This is a genomic window from Varibaculum cambriense DSM 15806 (assembly GCF_000420065.1).
GTDB classification, from domain to species: domain Bacteria; phylum Actinomycetota; class Actinomycetes; order Actinomycetales; family Actinomycetaceae; genus Varibaculum; species Varibaculum cambriense.
Genome location: NZ_ATUF01000008.1, coordinates 1 through 23681, shown reverse-complemented (window position 1 = coordinate 23681; position 23681 = coordinate 1). Strand labels below are relative to the sequence as shown.

15 protein-coding genes and 1 pseudogene are annotated in these 23681 nt (G+C 51.7%); 9 read left to right on the top strand and 7 right to left on the bottom strand.

The window, feature by feature from the left end:
* The 3 genes and pseudogenes from F605_RS11490 to nrdD all read right to left on the bottom strand — a co-directional run.
* Positions 1–618 (bottom strand): annotated as a pseudogene (locus tag F605_RS11490) (hypothetical protein); the annotation flags it as partial.
* 125 nt (positions 619–743) lie between these two features.
* Entirely contained in the window at positions 744–1577 is an 834-nt protein-coding gene (nrdG, locus tag F605_RS11550; RefSeq protein ID WP_022865486.1) for an anaerobic ribonucleoside-triphosphate reductase activating protein, read from the bottom strand.
* 9 nt (positions 1578–1586) lie between these two features.
* The gene (gene nrdD / locus F605_RS0108695; protein WP_022865485.1) at positions 1587–3746 is read right to left on the bottom strand and encodes an anaerobic ribonucleoside-triphosphate reductase; all 2160 of its coding nucleotides are present in this window, start codon (positions 3744–3746) and stop codon (positions 1587–1589) included.
* A gap of 431 nt (positions 3747–4177) precedes the next feature.
* Between nrdD and F605_RS0108690 the strand changes: the two genes are divergently transcribed.
* Entirely contained in the window at positions 4178–4657 is a 480-nt protein-coding gene (locus tag F605_RS0108690) for an alpha-amylase family glycosyl hydrolase (protein ID WP_027723733.1), read from the top strand.
* A gap of 323 nt (positions 4658–4980) precedes the next feature.
* Complete coding sequence (locus F605_RS0108680) at positions 4981–6225, top strand: ATP-binding protein (RefSeq protein ID WP_051132166.1); 1245 nt, start codon at positions 4981–4983, stop codon at positions 6223–6225.
* A 71-nt stretch (positions 6226–6296) separates the two neighbouring features.
* On the opposite strand, the gene F605_RS0108675 is transcribed toward F605_RS0108680, so the two are convergent.
* From F605_RS0108675 to F605_RS0108665, 3 genes are all read right to left on the bottom strand, one after another.
* Positions 6297–6542 (bottom strand): hypothetical protein, encoded by a 246-nt coding sequence (locus tag F605_RS0108675; RefSeq protein WP_146001709.1) that lies wholly within the window; start codon positions 6540–6542, stop codon positions 6297–6299.
* Between the two features lie 887 nt (positions 6543–7429).
* The gene (locus F605_RS10685) at positions 7430–7804 is read right to left on the bottom strand and encodes a sigma factor-like helix-turn-helix DNA-binding protein (RefSeq protein WP_022865482.1); all 375 of its coding nucleotides are present in this window, start codon (positions 7802–7804) and stop codon (positions 7430–7432) included.
* A 327-nt stretch (positions 7805–8131) separates the two neighbouring features.
* Entirely contained in the window at positions 8132–9286 is a 1155-nt protein-coding gene (locus tag F605_RS0108665) for a pyridoxal phosphate-dependent aminotransferase (protein ID WP_022865480.1), read from the bottom strand.
* Between the two features lie 266 nt (positions 9287–9552).
* Here F605_RS0108665 and F605_RS0108660 point away from each other — a divergent pair, with 266 nt between their 5' ends.
* The 5 genes from F605_RS0108660 (at position 9553) to treZ (ending at position 20087) form a co-directional block, all read left to right on the top strand.
* Positions 9553–10395: an ADP-ribosylglycohydrolase family protein gene (locus F605_RS0108660; RefSeq protein ID WP_022865479.1), complete on the top strand. Its 843-nt coding sequence runs from the start codon at positions 9553–9555 to the stop codon at positions 10393–10395.
* 232 nt (positions 10396–10627) lie between these two features.
* Positions 10628–13423 carry a Cna B-type domain-containing protein gene (locus F605_RS11155; RefSeq protein ID WP_081639180.1) on the top strand — a complete coding sequence of 932 codons (2796 nt, stop codon included), beginning with the start codon at positions 10628–10630 and terminating at the stop codon, positions 13421–13423.
* A gap of 188 nt (positions 13424–13611) precedes the next feature.
* The gene (gene glgX, locus F605_RS10675; RefSeq protein ID WP_022865477.1) at positions 13612–15756 is read left to right on the top strand and encodes a glycogen debranching protein GlgX; all 2145 of its coding nucleotides are present in this window, start codon (positions 13612–13614) and stop codon (positions 15754–15756) included.
* An 11-nt stretch (positions 15757–15767) separates the two neighbouring features.
* Positions 15768–18287 (top strand): malto-oligosyltrehalose synthase, encoded by a 2520-nt coding sequence (gene treY / locus F605_RS10670; protein WP_022865476.1) that lies wholly within the window; start codon positions 15768–15770, stop codon positions 18285–18287.
* Positions 18288–20087 (top strand): malto-oligosyltrehalose trehalohydrolase, encoded by a 1800-nt coding sequence (treZ, locus tag F605_RS10665; protein WP_022865475.1) that lies wholly within the window; start codon positions 18288–18290, stop codon positions 20085–20087.
* Between the two features lie 72 nt (positions 20088–20159).
* Here the strand turns inward: treZ and F605_RS0108635 are convergent, their stop codons facing one another.
* Positions 20160–21503, bottom strand: a complete 1344-nt coding sequence (locus F605_RS0108635; protein WP_022865474.1) for a carboxylate--amine ligase — start codon at positions 21501–21503, stop codon at positions 20160–20162.
* Between the two features lie 220 nt (positions 21504–21723).
* On the opposite strand from F605_RS0108635, the gene F605_RS0108630 reads away from it, so the two are divergent.
* Both F605_RS0108630 and F605_RS10655 read left to right on the top strand, forming a co-directional pair.
* Complete coding sequence (locus F605_RS0108630) at positions 21724–22302, top strand: DUF3000 family protein (RefSeq protein WP_022865473.1); 579 nt, start codon at positions 21724–21726, stop codon at positions 22300–22302.
* Entirely contained in the window at positions 22299–23504 is a 1206-nt protein-coding gene (locus F605_RS10655) for an HRDC domain-containing protein (protein WP_022865472.1), read from the top strand. Before F605_RS0108630 ends, F605_RS10655 begins: the two co-directional genes overlap by 4 nt.
* The last annotated feature ends 177 nt before the right edge of the window (positions 23505–23681 follow it).

The following is a 23681-nucleotide window of genomic DNA, read 5'->3' as shown; positions in this document are numbered from 1 at the left end:
AAGCAACCGCACCGCACGATCCTTAAACTCCTGAGAATACCTCTTAGACATATCCCTAATCCTCTCAAAAACGAGTAGGAACAAAACCCAGGACAGTTCACCCCATTCGATCGCTGTTTTCATGTGGGGTTCGGATAGGCCGCGATGTGCGTTAAGTAGGCGACGGATCGCGGCGTTGACGCCGCCTTCAAGGCTGCTGGTAGTGCGCTGAATATCAAGCCCAGTGAATTTTGGGTCGAGCCAGGTAAATAAGTAACCGGATCGGGCTAGGCGTTCTAAGCGTTTATAGGCTTTTCGGACTCGCTGGTGTGTCCACCACCATTTCCTTGTTCCTGGTTCAAGACCATAGGTTTTCTCGTTAATGTAATCGCGATATACCTGATGCCAGTCTTGTAACAGGCTAAGCCACTTTCCGGCGTCTTCGGGTGTCTTGACCCTCGTTAACTGGTTGGTAAGGGCTAGTAGCGTCTTGCCAGCCTCGCTTTGTGGGTTACAGGTTAGATCAGTGATCTTGTGGGGTGGACGCTGCTTCGCGTTCGTCCTGGAACGCGCCGCTGGGGGCAGTTCGCTCAACGCGGAAGGTACGTTCGTCCTGGAACGCGGATCATCTACGTTCATCTGTTATTTAGCCTAAGAAGAGAAGCAGATAAAAACAGTAGATATAGCTCTACTTTAGGGGTAGACGTAAAGGGGTACTTTTCCGGTGTGCGGGGGGCGCGAGGCTTTCTTCGGGCGCGCGGAGTTTATGCGTAGTCTCCGTTTTTCCACAGGCGCACTTCACCTGCGTGGAATGACGCGGGGACGTCAATAATGCGTTGGTTGCGTGACCCGCGGAAACTCAGGTCGTGATAAAACTGTTCTTGAATAAATGGGCCGTCAACAAGGACATCGAGTTGCGCAAGGAGCATTTGTTTATCTGGCGTTTCCACCTGCAACTGCTCCCATGTGTATCCCGTCCAGCTCCAAATCGTTTTGGTGTTCCCGAATTCTTTCCGAAAGTGCTGCACCAAGGGCAGCAACACGGGTGAATTCAAGAACGGCTCCCCACCCACTAGGGATAGCCCGTCCACATAGCTTTTGGCGCAGTCTTCCATGATTCGATCTTCAAGTTCTGGCGTATAGGGTTCGCCATATCGGAAGTTTTGGGATGCGACGTTGTAGCAGCTTGGGCAATGGAAAGGGCACCCGGATACATAGATCGAGCAGCGCACACCTTCACCGTCGACCATCACGAATGGTTTGTAATCTGCGACGTAGCGTTGGGACATTTTACGGCCGTCCCATGCGCCGGGTTTGCGCGGCTGGCGTACCTTGTGGCTTACTGCCGCCTCGTGTGGCGTGACGACGTTGCCCGCGCCTTGCCCTCCTGGCTGTTCAATCCCAGGATTTTCCTGCCATGTGGCGGGTAGTTGGAAGGTGCCGGGCACTGCTTCGGCTTGTGCAGCGCGCACTGTTTCCGTAAGCAAGTTCGGCTCGCGGCACACTTGTTCCCCGATTATTTTGTGGGTAGGTAAAGCCGCGGGGCGGCTGCTTGTTATCGCATCCGCCCCGCAACTGGTGAAATCTAGTTTTTTCACGCCTTACCCTTAAGCGGCGGGGCCGTCCATGTGCTTGACTCGGTTAATGATTTCTTCGTGGCGACCATGAACCATGGGGCGCTTCTGTGGGTTACCGAGGTAACCGCATGTTCGCTTAACAACATCGCATGTATCAGGATCGGTGTTGCCACATTCTGGGCACTTGAATCCTTCTGCGGTGGGCGCGAATTCGCCGCTAAATCCACATTCGTAGCACTTATCGATAGGGGTGTTGGTGCCTAGGTAAGCCACTTTATCGTAGGCGTAATCCCATACGGCTTCGAGTGCCTTTGTGTTGTGGGTGAGCTTGGGGTATTCACAGTAGTGAATGAACCCGCCCTTGGCGTATTCGGGGTAGATTGCTTCGAAATCGATCTTTTCGAACGGAGTAATCTTCTTGCGAACATCGTAGTGGAAGGAATTTGTGTAGTATTCCTTGGCGGTGATGTCCGGGATGTTACCGAACTTCTGGCGATCGAGGCGGCAGAAGCGATCCGTGAGGGATTCGGACGGTGTGGAGTAGACGGAGAACCAGTAGGGGTATTCCTTCTTCCACTGATCTGCCATCTCAGCCATGCGCTTGACGATTTCAATGGTGAAATCTTTCGCTTCTGTATCGGTTTCCCAATCAGGACCGTAGAACACCGTCGCTGCTTCGTACAAACCAATGTATCCAATAGAGAGTGTGGAACGCTGGTTGTGGAAGAACTTGGTGACGTCCTGATCCCCTTCTTCTGCACGGATGCCGAAAGCACCGTAGCGGTAGAGGATTGGGGCGTTTTCTGGTGTGGCATCCTCGCAGCGGCGTGCTCGGTAAACCAGGGCTTCCTTCACAACCTGCATACGTTCATCGAAGATCTTCCAGAAACGTTCCTTCGATCCGCGCGACTGCATAGCGATACGAGGAATGTTGAGCGTGACAACACCGAGGTTGTTACGTCCAGCATTCACAGCTTCGCCGGTTTGGGGATCCACCCACTTGGGAAGGAAGCTACGGCATCCCATCGGTACCTTGTAATCGCCTTCGATTTCAGTGAGGCGGTCGTAGGAGAGCACATCGGGATACATGCGCTTGGTAGAGCATTCCAGTGCAAGCTGCTTAATATCGTAGTTCGGATCTTCAGGGTTCAAGTTCGTTTCGCGGCGCAGACCGAAAACGAGCTTGGGGAAGATAGCCGTGTGCTTATCTTTACCCACGCCTTCAATGCGGATCTTCAAAATCGACTTCTGAATTTCGCGCTCGAAGCGATCGGTTCCCATTCCGAATCCGAGGGTGACGAAAGGTGTCTGCCCATTGGATGAATACAGCGTGTTGATTTCGTATTCGAGGGACTGCATGGCATCGTAAATGTCTTTACGTGTTTTCGTCCATGCGTATTCTTCGCGGCGATCTTCAGCTACCCATTCTTCAGCATCTTTCATGTGCTTGGCGTAGTTGAGGCGGGCGTAAGGTGCGAGCACTTCATCCGTGCGATCCACTGAACACCCGCCGTACTGGCTGGAGGCAACGTTAGCGATAATCTGTGCGATTTGCGCTGTTGCGGTGTTGATGGACCTCGGCGATTCCACACGTGCGTTACCGATCTGGAAGCCTTCACGCAACATGCCCTCGATGTCGATGAGGCAGCAGTTAGTCATCGGCTGAAAGGGGTTGTAATCAAGATCGTGGAAGTGAATATCGCCCTTGAGGTGAGCGTTAGCCACAGCTTCAGGAAGAAGGTTCTTCAAGGCGTAGGCCTTGGCAACTGCTCCTGAGGTGAGATCACGCTGGGTGTTGAATACCGTTGAATCCTTGTTCGCGTTTTCGTTCACGACGGTGGCATCGCGTGCCATGAGCTTATCGAGAGAACGCGAAACATCCATTTCCTGTTCACGAGCAGTATCACGATCGTGGCGGTATTCAATATAGGCACGTGCTACTTCTGGGTAGCGCGAAACCATGAGGACATCTTCCACTGCGGTTTGAATAGTGGGGACGTCTAGTGAGCTGGGATCTAGGTTTGCGACGACGGTTTGGGTGATTTCTTCAGCGAAATCACGATCTTCAATCCCCTGGCTATTCATAGCCAGTACGACGGCGCGGTAGATCTTTCCAGCATCAAAGCTAACTGTACGTCCATCACGTTTGGCGACCACTGTAGCTGACGACGTAGAGGTTTCTCGCAACATCTTCTTACCTTCCGTACTCTTTACTCTTATTTTCAACGAACACTAGATATAGTACCCAAATCACCCAACAACCCCTAGGGCTTGTGCCCCTATGCTCAATGTGGATAACTTTTTAAGCTTAATCGAGTGCGGATTTCGCCCACACGTGGACTAAGTAGAGGTGTGCTCTATGTCGCTTTTTCTTTTTGCGGCGTGTCGTCCACAGGCGAAGATGCTGTCTCCACAATTCGTCCACAACAGAGCTGGGGTCTCTCCACAGGAAAGAATGCGCTCTCCAAAACTTACGCACACGGGAAGGACTTCCCCATGGACAGGTATCGCTTCGGGTTCTAGCATGAACGTGACAGCCCACGTTGAAGGATTCAGATATGAAAACAAAAACGGTAACTCAAGGCTAGCCCGAGGCAAACACGTCCACGGATAATGCAGGCGTGCCCTCCAGCTACCCTGCAAGCAGTGCATCCTCTAGCTTCCCTGCAAGTAATGCACCCTCCATCTTCTCTGCTACCGGGGTGGATTGTGCTGGCTCGCCCGTAGATATTGAAGAATCCACCACTCATGACTGGTGGAAACAGGTTGCTGTTTACCAGATTTACCCGCGTTCTTTTGCGGACTCCAACGGCGATGGAATCGGCGATCTTCAGGGAATCATTTCCCACGTAGATTATCTGGAGAAACTTGGAATCGATGCGGTATGGCTGAGCCCTTTTTATCCCTCACATTTGGCCGATGGCGGTTACGACGTCGATGACTATCGAAATGTGGATCCTCGTTTGGGAACACTCGATGATTTCGATGAGCTGGTGGGCGCTCTTCACGCCCACTACATCCGAATTATCGTTAACATCGTCCCTAATCACACATCTATTCATCACCGCCTTTTCCAGGAAGCGCTGGTTGCTGGGCGCTGAAGTGACGCTCGTGAGCGCTACATTTTCCGAGAGGGTACAGGCGTTGATGGGAATGAGCCGCCAGCGGATTGGGTATCCATTTTCGGCGGGCCAGCATGGAGCCGCGGGGAATCGAACCCGTGAGGGCTGGCACGGGAAGGCAGCGAACGCGGGCTGAATGCGTAGTAAAAACAGCGACCTATATTCATAAAGTCAGGGTTACAGCAGCCATAATTTTACGGTTATAGCTGCACTATTTTTAGTACTATAGATGCCATATTTTTATGATTATACTATACTCTTCCCTTGTGAACAGGCTAAATCTAAACAAGTATCTGCCCCGTGTGGCGGATAGTGATCTTGCTGAAAAAATAGCAAGTTCCGGGGGCGTGATTCTTGAAGGCCCCAAGGCTTGCGGAAAGACTGCTACCGCGATGCAGCAGGCTAACACTACCTATTTCGTGGATACCGATTCCTCATTCAAAAATCGTTTTGCGCTCGATCCAAAGTTAGCCCTCCAGGGGGAAACTCCTGTTTTACTGGACGAATGGCAGACTGAACCAGAGTTATGGAATCAGGTAAGGCGAGAAATTGATATGCGCCAATTACCTGGTCAGTTCATCCTTTCAGGATCGGCAATGCCCGCAGACCAAATAAAAGGACATTCCGGACTTGGGAGATATGCCCGGGTGCAAATGCGGCCAATGACTGCGGTAGAGTGGCGTGCCTTCCCTGGTGGAATAAGTTTTGCTGATTTAGCGCGTGGAGAAAAACTCCCAGTCACACCTGTTCCGTCTGTTTCTGTGCCGGATTTGCTCGATGTAGTCATTCATGGCGGCTGGCCAGCCGATCACGACAAGAGCACAAAAGCTGCACGTAGCCATGTAGCTGATTACGTGGAACGCCTTACTACTTTCGATGTGTTTGAGCTTGCTGGATCGCGGATTCACAAACCCTTAGGGGTACGCACACTGTTGCGTTCCTTGGCGCGAAATGTAGGTCAAGCTCCCACAATGTCCACTCTCGCTAAGGATGTGAGAGCCCAGGAGGGAACAACCGATCGCGCAACCGTTCAACGCTGGTTGGAAGCATTGGAACGACTCTACGTAGTGGAAATGGTTCCCGCATGGAGTCCGCAGCTGCGATCTAAGGCGGCGATTCGCACCTCTCCGGTCTATTACCTAGCGGATGCGTCACTCACCACCTGCTTGCTGGGCGCCACGGTCGATTCACTGCTGGATGATCTGGAGACCAGCGGGTTTATTTTCGAGAATTTCGTATATCACCAGATTGCTACCTACACCGAAGCTATTGGAGGTCACGTATTTCATTATCGTGATTCTAATGGCAAAGAATTCGATGCAGTGGTGGTGCTTGAAGATGGTTCCTGGATAGGCATTGAAATAAAACTTGGACAGCATCGCATTGCAGAAGGTATCGCTGGTTTAATTAATACCCGATCTCAGATTGATTCTGACGTGCTGGGTGAACCACGGGCACTGTTTCTCATTGTGGGTGGCACAGATATTGCCTACACGGATCCCAAAACGGGAGTGCAAGTTATACCTATACAGGCATTGCAAGAGTGAGGAGATAGTGCGTAATCCCTGGCAGGATTACGTGTAGTGGTCGCACTGAGATTCGGAAAGCAACGCCGGAATTATCGCGTTACTTCACCAATCGCCAACGCCCTTTTCAAGTTTGTTTCCCGTGTTGCCCCGTACCAATACTCAATTCCCTTCGCAAAAGCGATTAATCCTTGCAGATGGTTTAGGAAACTCAATACTGGGGGCGGGGTGCCTTTAGTGTGCGCCACGTGCTGCTGGAGCCCAATTTTAGCAATTCCACGTATGTGGTAGTCAATATTTTTCTTAAACGCGGTATCCAGACGAACGCTGTCGTCCACTTGGAGACCCAATATCAGCTTCTTAGACCCGGGCGGCACTACCCTAGTTTTGCCTTGGTTTATCGAAAACCCTGTTTTAGTACGGCTCGATTGACGTCACGGGCGATACGCGTAGGCGGCAGGGGAAATTATATCTTCGGTGAAGCAATGCCGCAGTATCCATCTCTGTAAACTTTTCAAACTGGAACTTGGTTCCGACAATATCCGCCTGCCACCAGAATGCTTAGGGACACTGCGATACTTGTAGTACAAGGGTACTTTACGAAGCGGTGTAGTTTTATCGTGATCTAGCCAAATCTCTGCCGTATTGTGGCTGCTAATTGCTACATGCGCAGACGGATACAGAATCGATTCTTCTGGATTCTCTAGGTTATGCAAACGCAAAAGATGCCTAAGTGAGTTAATCTGCGCGGGCGCGACTTTTGCTGGTTTGACTATGGGGTTGAGAGGAGGAAGTTCCATAACGATCTACTGTCAGCCTAGGGCTTTCTTTTGCCACGACGTGGCAAATTCCATGTCAATCTGTGAACCAATGGCAGAGTAATCCCCTGCCGTACTGATTGACAGAGGCACGCGAATCGCGAACCTTCATCACTAGAGCCGTCGGTGACTCCCTCCTTTCAACCCTGGCATTTACACTAGATCCAGATGCGGATCTTTTTGCCATATTTGTAAAGATACCGGGCGGGAATCTTAGTCGGAAGATGTCTTCCGCAACTCTTTTCGCAGATTTATGATAGTTGCGCTTGCTTTACAGCCAAGGACGAGAGCAATAAGCTAGCAAACGAATCAAGACATCCCCCAACCGCCAGGATGAGGACGAGAACCGGCTACCCCCTAGCTGAGGGTAGTTACAGTACGGAAAATTTTAGCGGCATTTTCGCGGATTAAGCTTTTGCTAATTGAGATACCCTACCTTTGGTTATCCCCAGGAGAGTTCCGATATCCTCCATAGACAAATTTTTCCCGCGCATGACGCTGACCGCTTCCCGGGAAGCAGAAGCAAGCTCTTTGCTAGCCGCCGCCTCTGCCGCACTAGCAGCAGAATAGCCGGCAACCAGCCCTGCGAGGCGGGAATCTTTTAAGCGAATAGTCACGTTAAAACTATCGGGACTTTTCTCAGTCAGGAGGGCGGCCGCGTCTTTAACCATATATTCCAGGCGTTTCAAGCTTTTTGCCTGGGTACCATGTTGGCGACCATCGATCTCAAAAAAAGCAATCCACCATTTTCCGTCACGGATAGCCTGTGCCTCGATATTCATTCCGCTCCCCTTTCTGCGTTCCTAATTATTGCCTTCGCTAGCATCTCATTTACTTCCCGGTGCCGAGGAATAACGCTTGTCCATTTCCCGATACTGACGCGCGTATGATTTCCTCCTTCGCTAGTGACTAGCTCTAGCCCCTTTGTTTTGGCTATTTTGTCTAGTCGTTTGAGTAAATCCCTGCGCTTCACAGTTAAAGTATATGAGTGTAAACAACAACCGTAAACCCCTATATACAAAAGCAGTTTTACGGTTTATTCGCCAATTCGGCAATACGGTTTAAAGCAGGCAAGGAGCTATTGGCAGTAACTTCCCGAACAATATCTCCTAGCTCAAGGCCGTGATGATACTCAACACTTTGGCAGCATTTTCGCGGAAAGAATCTGGCTCTAACAGCAGAGACAGGCTAATGGTGCCAGCGAAGGGCAAATCAAAAAAGTATCCGGGCTGGCAATAAATCCCAAAGTCGCTTAAGAGTTTTTCCCCCAGTTCGTCCTCATCGATATGCACGGGGAAACGCAGCAGGACGTTCCATCCTCCCTGAGGTTCCATGGCTGTAACCGGGCTGTCCAGATACTCTTCTAGCAAGCGTTTCAACGTGGCCAGATTAGCGGCGCATCGCCCGCGAGTTTCCTCCAACTGACACGGGATTTTCTCTAAGAAACCCGGCAGGTGCGCGGCCAAAATATCACTAAAGGGCAAAAACGCGTCCGCAATGATATCTAAACGTGCCTTCGCCTCCCTCATTAGTTCTTCCGGCCCTGATACCTCCAGCCAAGCAATCTTCACCCCCGGCGCACACAGGTTCTTTGATAACCCGTCGAGGGCGAAAGTGAGGATTTCGGGGCAACCGGCCAGACGGGATCGGGATTCCGGAGCAGCAGCCAAGGAGAAGTCATAAAATACTTCATCCGCGATCAGGGGGAGATTATTTGCGGCGCAGTATTCTTGCACCAGCTGTTGCTCTCCCCTATCTAAATAGGCGCCGGTGGGGTTACCCGGATTGATGACCACTAGGGCTCGCGGACGCGGGGAAACACCAGTAGCTGGCAGGGAAAGTGGATCCATTTCCCATTTTCGTCCTAACCAAGCAAAACTATAGGAAGCCACCTGCACATTTTCTAAGCTAGCTAAGGCCTCTATCAGCGGATATCCCGGAGTAGGGGCCAGCACTTCCTCGCCAGGATCACAAAGCAGTTTCATCAGCCAGGAATAGCCTTGAGAAGTGGAACTCAGCAGATACAGATTATCAGGATTGACGCAGCGACCATCCCTCCGGGAAAGAAAATTGGCGAGGGCGCGGCGGGCGGCGCATGACCCGCGCGGATCAGCCTGGTAGGGACACTCTGTATTGCCCAACCCATGCCGAGTGGGATTCGAGTCAGAGATATTTACCAGTTTCTGCCCCTGTGCGCGCAGTTTCTCCGCCGCGACGGTTATGACGTTGGGTTCAGATAGGCTAACTCGCTGTGAAAAATGCATCGCTCCTACTCTATGACGTAAAGCAGCTCCCGTGCATCGCCACTACAGTTTCCGCCTTTACCGGCCCAAATATAAAAAATCGGAAAGTTGACATCCTCTGAACAACGTACTTATCCCCAGGGGCTATAGCCAAGCGCTAAGCATAGTAAGCATGACCTTCCATCCACCTTTCGAATTAACAGAAAACCGGAAGTTTACTGCCGGTATCTGCGAAAGGAGCACATAATGATAAAAGCAGCAGTAATCAACTTACGGGAGGAATCGTCATGATTGGCGCGATTATCGGGGATGTTATTGGCTCAACCCGGGAGTTCTCACCGGTAGATCGCCGTGATTTTGAGCTGTTTCCCTATGACGCTAACTACACAGATGATTCCTTAATGACTATCGCTCAGGCAATGGCGTTTTTAAGGTGGCTAAACCTTAAAGATTCCGAGCGCACTGAGCAGCGTCTTATCCAGCTCCTGGTGCAACGTATGCAGGAATTGGGGCGGCGCTTCCCCGAGCCGATGGGCTCCTACGGCGTACGCTTTGCAGCTTGGCTAAGTGAAGATAGCCCGCACCCCTATAACTCCTGGGGAAACGGCAGCGCCATGCGGGTATCGGCAGCCGCCGAATGCGCGAAGAGTCTGGAGGAAGCCCTCAAATTTGCGGAAATAAGTGCGGCAGTCACTCACAACCACCCCGAAGGTATCAAAGGCGCACAGGCGGTGGCCGCGGCAATCTACTTAGCACGTAATAGCCGTAGCAAGCAGGAAATCGAATCCTATATTTCGGAGCATTTCTATCCTCTTAACCAATCGCTCGCTGAAATCAAGGCTAACTATCATTTTGATGAATCCTGCCAAGGTACGGTACCTCAAGCTATCAGGGCATTTACGGAGTCGATTAGTTTCGAGGACGCTATTCGCAACACCATTTGGTTAGGAGGCGATGCGGACACGATGGGGGCAATCACCGGCGCTATCGCCTGGGCGTACTATTCTACCCGGTACGGGATCGATGAGCGCATGAAATTTATGGCGCAATCAGCACTCCGCTATTTGCCCGAAGACTTACATGCGTATGTTGCCTCGTATGAAGCAAGGATAGATACCAGTTTCGAGTGACCGGATCACTAGCGTAGCCCGCAGCGGGGAGCTGCTGGGATTGCAGGAAATTATAGGTTTGGACAGCGATTTCACTGGTCTCGGAGACTGTTAGCAATCTGGTATTCAAGTAGCAGCTATCAGGAGAAAAATTTCCTGTTCGGATTCATAGACGACAGTAAGGTAGGATGAAAGGTAACTCATCACTATTGGTTGAGCCTGACCAACATCCCTTCTAATCTTGAGGTCTACCATGCGAAACCGCAGAATAACTGGACGTTTAATAGCCGAGGCAGTGGCGCTAATTCTGACTGCCACCTTAGCAATTGCCTGGCTGGCAGCTCCGGAAAAAATAAAGTCCACCTCTGCGCAAGCTGCCGGGCGCACAGTAGTGGAATGCGGCACCTACTGTGAGGAGGCAACGCTGCGGCAGTTAATCAAGGATGCCGGAAGCAGGCCCACCCGGATTGTGGTGAGTGGAATGGCCGACACCATGCTCACCTCTACGGTGGTCATCCCTGCCGGCGCCGATATTGAGCTCGTAAACGGGATCGCTCCTTGGGGAGCCGCTTCATCCGAGGGCGGCCTGGTACGCGAGGACGATTTCACCGGAGTCATGGTAAAGGTTGAAAAGGGCGCCTCCCTGACCATGGGTAATAACGAGAAAGGCGGAAAGTTTTATCTGCGAAGCCGCGGACAGTGGGTACCCGGTGGCGGGGAACTGATCTATAACGAAGGCTCACTGACTATCAACGGCGGCACCTATGAGGGCGTTCGTAACGGCACCGGTCAGCGTTATGGGGCGATTACGGTTAGGGGTAAAGACGCGAAGTTCGTCCTCAACGACGGTAAAGTTACCGACAATAAACGTACGATTGGCAGCGCCACAACCACACAATCCGGAGCCGCAAATATTGCGGTATCCGAAGGCGCCCAATTTGTCATGAATGGCGGCGAAGTCAGCTACGGCGAAACCTCATATGAGCATGGAGCCTACGGCGAAGTAGGCGGGATTGGCGTTTACCAAGGGGGCTCGGTAACCATAAACGGCGGCGAAATCTCCCATAATAAAGGCTGGGCCGGAGGTCTGTTGGGATACGACTTCAACACTGATAAAGCCTCGGCTACCAACCTGCAAAAGGCTCTGGAAACCCGGAACTACATCACCATTAACGGCGGAAAAATCCAAAACAATGATGCCTACTTCTCGGGTGGTGGCGCTTTCGCTTTCGGGAATGCCGTCATCACTATGAACGGCGGCCTGATCGATTCTAACTTCACCACTGGCAACGGGGGCGGAATCGGCACCCTAGACCTCTATGTATGGGGCGCAGACCGCACTTTTAAGGAGATTGATGGGTTAGGTAGAGAGTGGGGACTAACCAAGGAAGAGTGGGGCAAGCTCTCCCCCGCTTCCTTTATTTTCAATGGCGGCACCATCTCGAATAATGAAGCTTTACGTACCGGAGGCGGAGTTAACGTGGTTTCTAATCAAGTGGAGATAAATGCCGGAAAAATCTTGAATAACAAATCCCATCAAATGGGGGGAGGCATTTACGTTGCTACGGCCTCCTATAACCTGCATCTACACGACGTACTGGTAACCCAAAATAAGGCAACCTCCGATAATGGAGCCGCTGGGGGTGGCATTTGGTCATGTCCTACCGGCTCGATTGAGTTGCGCATCCACAACGGGGGCGCAGTCTTTGACAATACTGCCGACACTATGGGTAACGATCTTGCCCATATCAATCTGGGCTCTGCCGGCGCGGCTCCCATCTGGGTATCTGACTATATGCTCGGGGGTGGCCGGGTTGATTACTACTTTGACCAAAATGATGCGCGTTTTGACCCGGCATCCCTGAACAAGCCAGAAAAAGAGCGCCCCAAACGTTTACCTCTGAAATACATGAGTATTCAAAATGAGGGATTCCAAACCGTGCCCATTAACGATGCCGCTAAGGCCAATGCCAAAGCGGCAGCAAAACTCCTGATTCAAGACAATACCGCTCAACTCGGAGGCGGCATTGGCACCAATGGCGGGGTAATTTTCGGTGACTGGGGATATGCACAGGCAACCGTAGAGAAAGCTTGGCTCTATCACCAGGATAAGGAACCCGCCGGCGACAATCCCTCTGCCGGAGATACCGGAAAGGAAACGAAGGAAGCTCCCGAACTACCGGCCCGCGCCAGCGATATCCCGGTCAAAGAACTAAAGATGCGCTTTATTCGCAGTACCGACAAGGATTTCACCCAGGCAGACAAGATTAGCCAGGCTGAAAAAGTTGCCGACTTCAAGCTCGCTCCCTCAAAGAATCCGGAGGAAAACTGGCGTAAGACCTTTAACGACCTGCCGATTAAGGATGAAAGTGGGAACTTCTACTACTACGGTGTCCAGGAGCTTAACGCAAAGGGCAAAGTGATTAAAACCTTGCAGTTAAAACCCTGGCAGGTAGTTGAACAAGAAAACGGCAAAGTGCCGCTGCGTCCCGCTTTGGATCGTTCTAAGCAGCTGCCCGAAACCTGGCTAGTAGCCACGGTTGTTAACCCGGTACCTACCCCGGTAGACATTACGGTTAATAAACACTGGCTATGGCAGGATTCCGGAAAACCGGTGCCAGATGCTAAAACCCCTGACAAAGTCAGTTTTGAACTGCTGCAAGCTACCGACGCCAAGTTTAGCGATGCCAAGAAGGTCAAAAAGTTTGACGTCACTAAGGCCGAGGGGTGGACTAAGACCCTTCAGGGACTGCCGTTTAGCAACCAGGCCAAGCAACGCTACTACTACGGGGTGCGTGAAATCGGCGGCAACGGGACGATTCAAGCGGTTCCCTTCGCTAAGTATGAAAACGAAACCGGAAAGATCAAGACGGATAAAGACGGGGTAATCCGCCGAGAAGTCACGGTAGTAAATACCGTGCCGGTCAATCCCCCGCCCACTCCCCCAGAAGAAATAACTAAGACCGGTACTCCAGTAGCTTGGTTAGCGCTACTGGCTACGGTACTCATCGGATCTGGTTTGCTCATCAAGCGTCGCCAGCAAGAGTAGGGAATCTCCAGCCTATCTGGGAGGGATAACGAACTGTCGTTATCCCTCCCAGATTTTTATATTTTTGAGTTTCCCCAAGTATCGAAAGTCCCGCTTCGGATCCCGAAACTAGTTGTACTTTCTCTCCCATCTTTGTTATTCATTCGCAACTAAGTGCCAAACGACGCGTTTTGTGACAACCTAGAGGCATGGAGATTTGGCCAGGAAAACCGTACCCACTCGGCGCTACCTATGACGGAGCCGGAGTAAATTTTGCAGTATTTAGCGAGGTCGCAACCAAAGTTTATCTTTGTTTAATCGCAGAGGACGGCAGTGAAGAACGCATAGAACTCCGCGAAGTCGACCACCACGTGTGGCATTGCTATATTCCGGGACTGCGCGATGAGCAGCGCTATGGTTTTCGGGTAGAAGGCCCCTACGATCCGACGCAGGGACACCGCTGCGACATCAATAAGTTCCTACTTGACCCCTATGCAAAAGCCACCGATGGTACCGTGGGAGCTAAACAGTCGCTATATTCCTATGACTGGAACGACCCCAGCCAGGCTAACCATGACAACTCCCTTCCTGATATGGCGGTTTCGGTGGTAACTACGCCCTATTTTGATTGGGGAAATGACCGCCCACCCGGACACGACCTCCATAAACTCGTCATCTACGAGGCACACGTAAAAGGCTTCACCAAGTTAAACGAACAAATCCCGGAAAAAGAACGCGGCACCTATGCGGGAATCGCTAATCCGGTAACTATCGAATACTTGCAGAACTTAGGGGTAAACGCCATTGAACTGATGCCCGTGCACCAGTTCGTTAATGACTCCACCCTGCAAGAACGCGGCCTGTCAAACTATTGGGGATATAACACCATCGGGTTTTTTGCTCCCCACGCCCAGTACCGCTCCCAAGAGGTGGTTGATGGGCAAGTCCAAGAATTCAAGCAAATGGTTAAAAACCTGCATCAGGCGGGGATAGAAGTAATCCTGGATGTGGTCTATAACCACACCGCTGAAGGTAACCATATGGGGCCGACCCTGTCTTTCAAAGGGCTAGATAACGCCTCCTACTACCGCCTAGTAGAAGACGATAAAGAGCACTATTTCGACACCACCGGAACCGGAAACTCGCTGCTCATGCGCTCGCCAGCAGTGCTGCAACTAATTATGGATTCCTTGCGCTATTGGGCAATCGAAATGCACGTAGATGGTTTCCGCTTCGACCTTGCCTCTACCCTGGCGCGTGAACTGCATGACGTAGACAAGCTATCTGCATTTTTCGATATCATCCACCAAGATCCGGTACTTTCCCAGCTAAAACTAATCGCCGAACCCTGGGACGTAGGAGATGGCGGCTACCAGGTAGGCGGGTTCCCCTCCATGTGGAGTGAATGGAACGGCAAATACCGCGACACGGTTCGTGATTTTTGGCGCGGCAACTACGCCACGCTACCTGAGTTCGCCTCCCGATTCTGTGGCAGTGCCGATTTATATGAACAAAGTGGACGCCGCCCGAATGCGTCTATCAACTTTGTAACCGCCCATGATGGCTTCACTATGCACGACCTGGTTTCCTATAACGAGAAACATAACGAGGCTAACGGCGAGGGCGGAGACGACGGGGAATCCCATAACCGCTCCTGGAACTGCGGAGTCGAAGGCCCCACCGATGACCCACAAATACATAAACTACGGGCACGTCAGCACCGGAACTTCCTGACTACCCTATTCCTCTCCCAAGGGGTACCGATGCTGCTCATGGGAGACGAAGTAGCCCGTACCCAAAAAGGAAACAACAATACCTATTGCCAAGACAATGAACTTTCCTGGATGGATTGGTCTTTCGAGGACGCGGAAGAAGGTGACTACCGGCTTAAACTCCTGGAGTTCACCAAACACCTGATTAAGTTCCGAAATGATCACCCGGTATTCCATCGTCGTCGTTTCTTTGCCGGGGCTCCCTCACGTGGCGGGCAATCCGATATCGGTGAGATCAACTGGTTTGCTCCCAATGGCCAAAAGATGACCGAAGAAGCCTGGAACAATGAGGAAGCGCGCTCCCTGATGATTTTCTTAAACGGGGAAGCAATTCGCGAACCTGATTCCCGGGGACAACGTATCGTTGACGATTCTTTCTTACTGCTTTTCAATGCCGACCCCGAGCCCTGCACTTTCCAGATACCGGAAGGGCATGGATCCGGCTGGAAAATCGCGATTTCCACTATGGAAGACCTGCCCGATAAAGAAACCGAAGAAGAAATCGAATATGGACCTAATGACCGCCTCGAACTGCTAGACCGCTCAGTAGTGGTACTGATCCGCGAAATAGCGGAGGAATAAGGAGAACCAAGATGACCAGCCAGCATCCCCACCTGCCCGCTCCGGGAAAACACACTCCCACCAGTACTTACCGTTTGCAACTGAGTAAAGATTTTACTTTCAAAGATGCACGCGAGCACCTGGGATACTGGCGAAACCTGGGAATCACGGATCTATTCCTCTCCCCCATTTTGCAGGCAGTTCCCGGCTCCATGCACGGCTACGACGTAGTTGACCATAAACATATTTCAAAAGAACTGGGCGGGCGCGCCCAGTTTGAAGAACTGGCCAATGCCGCCCACCAGGAAGGATTGGGACTGGTAGTCGACCTGGTACCTAACCATATGGCGGTACCGACTCCGGTATGGATTAACCGGCCGATGTGGTCGGTGCTGAAGAGGGGGAAGGAATCCCCCTATGCGCACTGGTTTGATATCGATATTGATCAACCGATTCTGATGCCCATCCTGGGAAAACGGATCGGGCAAGTATTGGCTGACCAAGAGCTCAAGCTAGAGCAAATGGTGATTCCTACCGAACCTGAACGCGGCGAGCAGTGGATTTTGCGCTACTATGACCACTACTTCCCGGTGGCGGAGGGTACCGAATCCCTGCCTCTAGAAGTACTGGTAGAACGGCAACACTACCGCCTTGCGCATTGGAAAGTAGCTGATGAAGAGCTTAACTATCGCAGATTCTTCGATGTCGACACCCTAGCGGCTCTGCGGGTAGAAGAACGCGACGTATTTGACTCTACCCACGCCTTACTCCTGGAACTATTCAACGCCGGCTATATCGATGCTTTCCGGGTTGATCATCCCGACGGGCTAGCCGACCCCGCCGGCTACTTCCATTGGTTGTCCCAGGCCACCGGGGGCGCTTGGATCGCGGCCGAAAAGATTCTCGAGGACGCCGAACGTCTACCTAGTGACTGGCCTATTGCCGGCACCACCGGTTACGACACTTCTTGGCGACTAACCGCGCTACAGGTAGATCCCCGCGCATCCTTGCCGCTGGGAACCCTAATGCAGACGTTAACTGCAGATTCTCCCTCGTCCTATCCGCAGATGCAACGCGAAGCCAAAGCCCAGATTATTGATACCTCCCTGGCCGCGGAAGTACGCCGTATCGGGCAGTTAGTTTGGAAAATCTGTCAAAATGATTTCCGCCTGCGCGATTACACTTTCCGCTCTCTAGTTGACTGCTTGCGGGAACTGATTATTGAAATGCCCTGCTACCGCGCCTATGTAACTCCCGGACAACCTGCCTCCACGCTCTCACGGGAAATAGTAGCGGCAGCAGCGGAGCGCGCCCTACGCCACCTGGAACCGGAGCACTCGGACACCATGGAGGTGGTAATCGCCCTGGTACTTGGGGATGAAACTGGTTCTGCTGCCCTGAAAGAAAGCGACCCGGATCGACAAGAATTCCTGGTGCGTTTCCAGCAGGTTTGCGGAGCAGTCATGGCTAAAGGAGTCGAAGACACCACCTTCTACCGCTGGACTCACCTGCTGTGTCTAAATGAAGTCGGTTCTAACCCACAAGCTTTCGGGATTTCTGCCGACAATCTACATTTTTTTGCCCGCGATATTCAAACCAACTGGCCAGCCACCATGACCACTAACTCTACGCACGACACCAAACGCTGCGAGGACGTGCGGATGCGCCTGGCCATTATCAGCCAATACCCAACTCTTTGGGCACAAATCGTTTCCGACCTGCGAGATGCCACTCAACCTTACCGCCCCAATGATCTGGATGGCCGCAGCGAAAACATGCTGTGGCAAACCCTTATCGGCACCTGGGATGAGAAAGGACCGATCTCTTCGGATCGGCTGCGCCAATATTTAGTAAAAGCCATTAGAGAACAAAAAACCTGGACTACCTGGACGGCCCCGGATGAGACCCGCGAAAAGGAGCTCCTGGATTATGTTGACCAGATTATTTGCGACCCTCAGGTAGCCGAAATCGTTTCTCGCTGGCGAAGCGAAACCAGGCAAGCTACCCGCTATACCATCGTAGCCAATAAGGCTCTGCAACTAACTATGCCGGGCGTAGCCGACGTTTATCAAGGCTCAGAAATCACCCAAACCTCATTAGTGGATCCCGATAATCGCCGCCCGGTCGATTTCAATGACCTGGCGCAAAGACTTTCTCTTCTGGATCAAGAAGGATTAGATCATACCGCAGACCCAAGCCTAGATGACTTAAAACTCAACGTTACGGCAGCAATTTTGCGGCTACGGCGGCGCCGGAAAGAATGTTTCGTTTCTGCTACCGCCTCCTATGAGGCACTCGCCCTCTCTACCGGTTACGCAGTAGCTTTTGCGCGGGGAACTGCAAGTGAAGGTCCCCAAATCGTAACTATTGCTCGCCGCCTTTCCGGGGTACTCTCCCGCTATCAGGGAGATTTCCGGCCCGAACATACCGTGGTTTTACCGGAAGGATCCTGGAAAGATATTTGTTCAAATGAAGTTTTCCCCGGAGGAATGCAAAGCTTGGAAGAGCTGCTATTTAAACGGGGGGCACGGATACTGGAGCGGGTGGAATAGATGGATTTAAACCCTTCTGATCTAGATTTTGAAGGCTTGCCTCCCTGGGAACTGAAAGCCGGATGCGGACGAGTACCGCTATGGGCACCAGATAAAAAACAGGTAAACCTGCTGGTAGGATCTCCAGAGAAGCCGCGCAAAACCGCGATGGTGCAATACGGCTCCTGGTGGCTCGCTCCCCGCCCGCTACCCAACGGAACTACCTATGCCTTTGAAGTAGATGGAAATGGCCCGTTCCCTGATCCTCGGGCGCGCACCTATGTTCCCGGCAGTGAACTGTGGGTGAAGACTGCCGATATTTCCGCTATTAAACACACTTCGAGCTGGCAACCCGAGGGAAAACTTCTAGGTAAGGTTTGGTATGAGCTGCATATCGGAACTTTTACCGCCCAGGGAACCCTGCGAGCAGCGATAGAAAAGCTTCCCTATCTCGCAGATCTGGGAGTCGAAGTCATCGAACTGATGCCGATCGCGGTTTTCCCTGGCCAGCGTGGTTGGGGCTATGACGGGGTTGGCCTCTACGCCCTCTTCAATCCCTACGGCACCCCGGAAGATTTGGTGGCTTTTATCGATGAGGCACACAACCTCGGAATCGCAGTTGCCCAAGACCTGGTCTTGAATCATTTGGGTTCTTCCGGAAACTATTTAAGTCAGTTTGCTCCTTATTTTTCTAGCCGCCATGAAACTCCCTGGGGTGATGGTTACAACCTAGATGGTTCCGATTCCGGCCCGGTACGGGATTTCTTAATTGGGGCGGCTGTGGCTTTACTAGCTGACTACGGCTTTGATGGCCTGCGCCTAGATGCAGTACATGAAATCCAAGATGATTCTGAGCTGCATCTTCTAGCAGAACTTTCCCAAGAAGTTCACAACCTTTCAGAAGAGTTAGGCAGGCCGCTTACTCTAGTTGCCGAATCTGACCTCAACGATGCGCGCATGGTTACCGCGGTTGATGAGGGCGGATACGGAATGGATGGTCAATGGGATGACGATATCCACCACAGTATTCACGTAGCTTTTACCGGAGAAACCCAAGGCTACTACGAAGATTTTGCCGATCCCGAGGCACTAAGCAAGATTTATTCGCAGGTGTTTTACCATAACGGCACTTACTCTAGTTTCCGCGGAAAAAATTGGGGGGCTCCAGTTCCGGCAGATATGGAACGAAACCGTTTCTTTGGATTTGCTTCCAACCATGACCAGGTAGGTAACCGAGCTTTAGGGGATCGCCCTAGCGAGAAGCTTTCTCCCGGACTTCTGGCTGGTCAAGCGGCTTTTATTTTAGCTTCTCCGTTTACGCCAATGCTTTTCCAAGGAGAAGAATGGGGAAGTAAATCTCGATTCCAGTTCTTCACTGACTATGAGGATGAGGGAATTGGGAAAGCGGTAGATGAGGGACGCAAACGCGAGTTCGCCTCCCATGATTGGGACAAAATTTATGACGGTGAAGTAGAAGTACCCTCCCCGCAAGCTCTTTCCACTTTCCTTAACTCCAAGCTGCTGTGGCAGGAACTTACTGAGGTAGAGCATAAAAAGATGCTCACCTGGTATCGGCACTTGATCGCGCTGCGTCGCGAAGGAGTATTTGCTGATTTTATTTCTTTGGAGCGCCAGAACAGGTTACTGGTATTAAAGACCAAGCATGCTCAGGTAATAGTGAATTTAGATCGCAGCTCCGCCAATATCAAAGACTTGCTTGCAGAGGTAGAGGACGGAACTTACTTTTCCTTTACCTCCGGGAAACTGGAGAGTCCTCCCGCGAAAATGCTCGGCGAAGACACCCTGCTAATATTTGTTTAGCGCACTGCTGTTGTCTAGCACTTGAGGTTATCCTGGGCTCGTTATTTCTGCACTCGGCAGTAGCAGACGGGGCTAGGGCTGGGTTAAGGCAGCAGTATCCAGGGAGCGCGTTTCCCCCTCACGGAATTTAGAAACCGGGTAGTTGCGGTGATACTTGCGCCAGTGATTTTCTCGGGCAATCATTACATAACCCAAGCGTTTCAGGCCACGCAGACTAAACCCGAAATCCGCCGGGTAGAACAAGGGATCATGGTTTTTCTTTAGGCGATAAAGAGCCTTAATTTTCTTACCCATCTGTTTATCTACATATCGCAGTACTAGACGTTTCGGCAGAATCGAATAGTAGACTCTCTTCCCTAAACGTTGCGGGGCTACCGCTTTACCCTCCACGACGTCCTCGACAAAGAATCTCATGGGATTCATCCCGGCAGAGGTGTTGTAGTAAGAGTTCCGTCCGATGCGCGGGTTTACCTCGAAACAGTAGGCAATCCCGGTGCGGGAATCTACTTTAAAGTCAAAGTTAGCAAAACCATGCCACCCCACTCCCCTTAGGAAGCTACTTACCTGCTCATATAGGCGAGGGTAGGGTTCGGTAATCATGGCTACCGGATTCCCCAGAGCAGTGGGAGAATGATCTTCCAATAGCACCTGGGCAGATCCCAGCATAGTCACCCGGGAGTTTTGATCTACGTAGGCAGTCACCGAGAGATTGAAACTATCGTTGCCCTCTACTCGAGGCTGGAGCACGAAGCGACGGGCATGGGGATTTTCGTGAGTGTGCTGATACAGGTCAGCTAGTAGCTTTTCAGCTTCCTGTTTATTGGAAACCGTATAAACCTTAGCTTTCCCCGGCCATTTAAGGCGTTCATATACGGCACTAGTAGCCGGTTTAATGATCCAGGGGAAAGGCTCATTTACCTGCTCCAGCTTAGCTAGTTCTTCCTCTAGCGAACCGGAAAAATCAATTTCCAAAGTTTTGGGAACATTCAACCCATGTTCGGAAGCGAGGCGTGGAAACTTCACTTTATCGGAAGTATCTTCGATAACTTTTAGAGAGGGAAAGGCAAACGCATAATATTTTCGCAGCTCTTCCTCGCGCCGCATAATATCGCGCACATTGGAATCCATATTGGCGATCAACAGTAAAGTTTTACCGGGGAATTCTTGTTGCAGCTGCGGACCGAGAGCAATCAAGCCCTCAATAAGCGGCATTTCCGAGTCCGGATTAGGTAGCGCCTGGGGATCAACTAGACGAGTATCAATAATGCTAGAAGCCATAATTGGCCCGAGAACTTGCAGGGTAAGCAGAGTCGGTTTTACCTTCCACTTCTCGTGAAAAGAACGTGCTAAAGCGTATGCCCCGATATCTGTGCCGGGAATAACCGGTTGAAACGCTATATCCTGATGTTCTTCCACAGTGCCTCCCTAAAATTTACGCCACTTAATGCTATCAAATCTTGCCCGCTGACCCCGGAAGGCAGCGAACTACCGCTAAGGTTGAGGGCCCCTTTTCCACTGGCGATTCCGGTTCAAAAAATACCGTGCTTTAAGCAGGAAAAATCGCCATATTTACAGCTAGGTCAGCTGATTATCGGCGTGGCAGCGGCTTTAGCGCAGGTTTCCTGCCTACGCTGAAATGGTGAATCAAAAGACGCCTGCAGAGTTTACCGACGCTCTGCTCACCTTGCGTGATGCCGCCTATGATTCTCACGTTACGGTCAGTGAGATTGCGGCGCCACACGGAATTGCGCCTTTCGCGGCCGCTATCCGCATGGATTGCGAAGCCTTGGAGACCAATCCCCACAGTGGCGGTTCCGGAAGGCTAGTGATTCTCTATGATCCCCAGGAACAACCCGGATGGCAAGGCCGTTTTCGCCTAGTGACGATGCTAGGTGCCCACGTGGATGTAGACCTAGTTACTGAACCGCTAGCTGACCAAGTTTGCTGGTCCTGGCTTACCGATTTCTTAACCCAGGCAGAAGCTAGTTTTTTCCAGGCCGCCGGATCGGTTACCCGTTCCCATTCCGCCAGTTTTGGGGAGCTAGAGAAACGCTCTGAATCGGCAGAAATGGAGCTACGCGCCTCCTGGACGCCTCTCGGAAATGACTTGGCACCCCACGCGGGGGCGATCTCGCGGCTTTTGGCAATGATGTCGGGGTATTCGGTGGAAGTTAGCGCGGGTATCTCTCGCCTGGGACAGGTAAAGCTGGTATGAGCGAAACTCTTTATCGTCCTCGTCAGGGATCGATCCCCCTCACCGATGACCGGTATGAATACCGGGATTGCCTGCGTGAATACAGCAGTCCGGGCGACTACGTGGCTTTTGATACTGAACGCGCCAGCGGAATCCGTTACCTGGACAAGGCCTATTTAATCCAGGCAAAAGGTCAGTCCGCTCCCCTGGTGTTACTTGACCCCCTGGTGCTTGATGATCTATCCGATTTTAGTGAGGCTTGCAAAAACAGTACCTGGGTACTGCACGCCGCCAAAGAGGATTTAGAGTGCATGGAGTGGGCAGGGCTGCAGGCTCCCCGGTTATTTGATACCCAAATTGCAGCGAAATTATTGGGTTATGAACACGTGGGACTGGGGGCAGTGACCGAAGAAGTGCTAGGGATAAAACTCGCCAAAAACCATACTCGGGAAAATTGGTCGTTGCGTCCCCTCAAGCAGTCATGGCTGGACTATGCAGCCCTCGATGTGGAATACCTGGTTGAGTTGGCACTAGCCCTAAAAGAGAAGTTGGAGGCAGCTGGCCGTCTATCTTGGGCAGAACAAGAATTTTCCTATACTCTAGCCAATTACCATCGTCCGCGCGTCCAGGAACCTTGGCGGCAGGTCAAAGGTGCCGGCAAAGTCCGTTCTCCTCTCCAGCTGGGGTTGTTGCAGGAGCTTTACAACCAACGTGATGAAATCGCCCGTAAACGGGACGTGGCGCCCCATCGGGTGCTACCTAACCGCGACCTGGTGGACATAGTGTTACAGACTCCTCGTTCCTACCAAGAGCTATCACGACGTCCCTTTATGAAGCGGCGGCAACTACGCCAATATGCCCGGCGCTGGTGGCAGGCAATAAAAAAGGTACGCGCTCTAACAAAAGAGCAATTACCGGGGAGAAAACCCCCGCGCAAACTTCACGAAATATCCTCGCTAGCTACTTGGGAAAAAATCGATCCGGCGCGCGCTGAGCTTTACCGTCTATTGAAAGCGGACGTGTCTACCTGGGCACAAGAAAATCAAGTGTGGGCAGAATTGGCACTTTCTCCGAGCGCTATCCGGCAGGTAGCGGCCTATTGGAAACCTGATAAGCATCTACAGAACCTGCTAGGAACCGCGCAGGCGCGGCAATGGCAGATAACGCATTTTCAACCTCGTTTTGAGCAGCTATGCTCTGCTTGGAAAAACAGTAGCCTTTAGAGTACTTGGTCTGCAAATCAATAATTCGCCTAAGCAAATATAAAGGCAGGGTACAAAAACCAAAATCGGTTTCTGTACCCTGCCTGTTTAATGTGGTTGTGGTGGTTTCTTACTCTCCCGCGCTCGTTGGGGCGTAGTACCATCAGCGTTGCCTAGCTTAGCTTCCAGGTTCGGGAT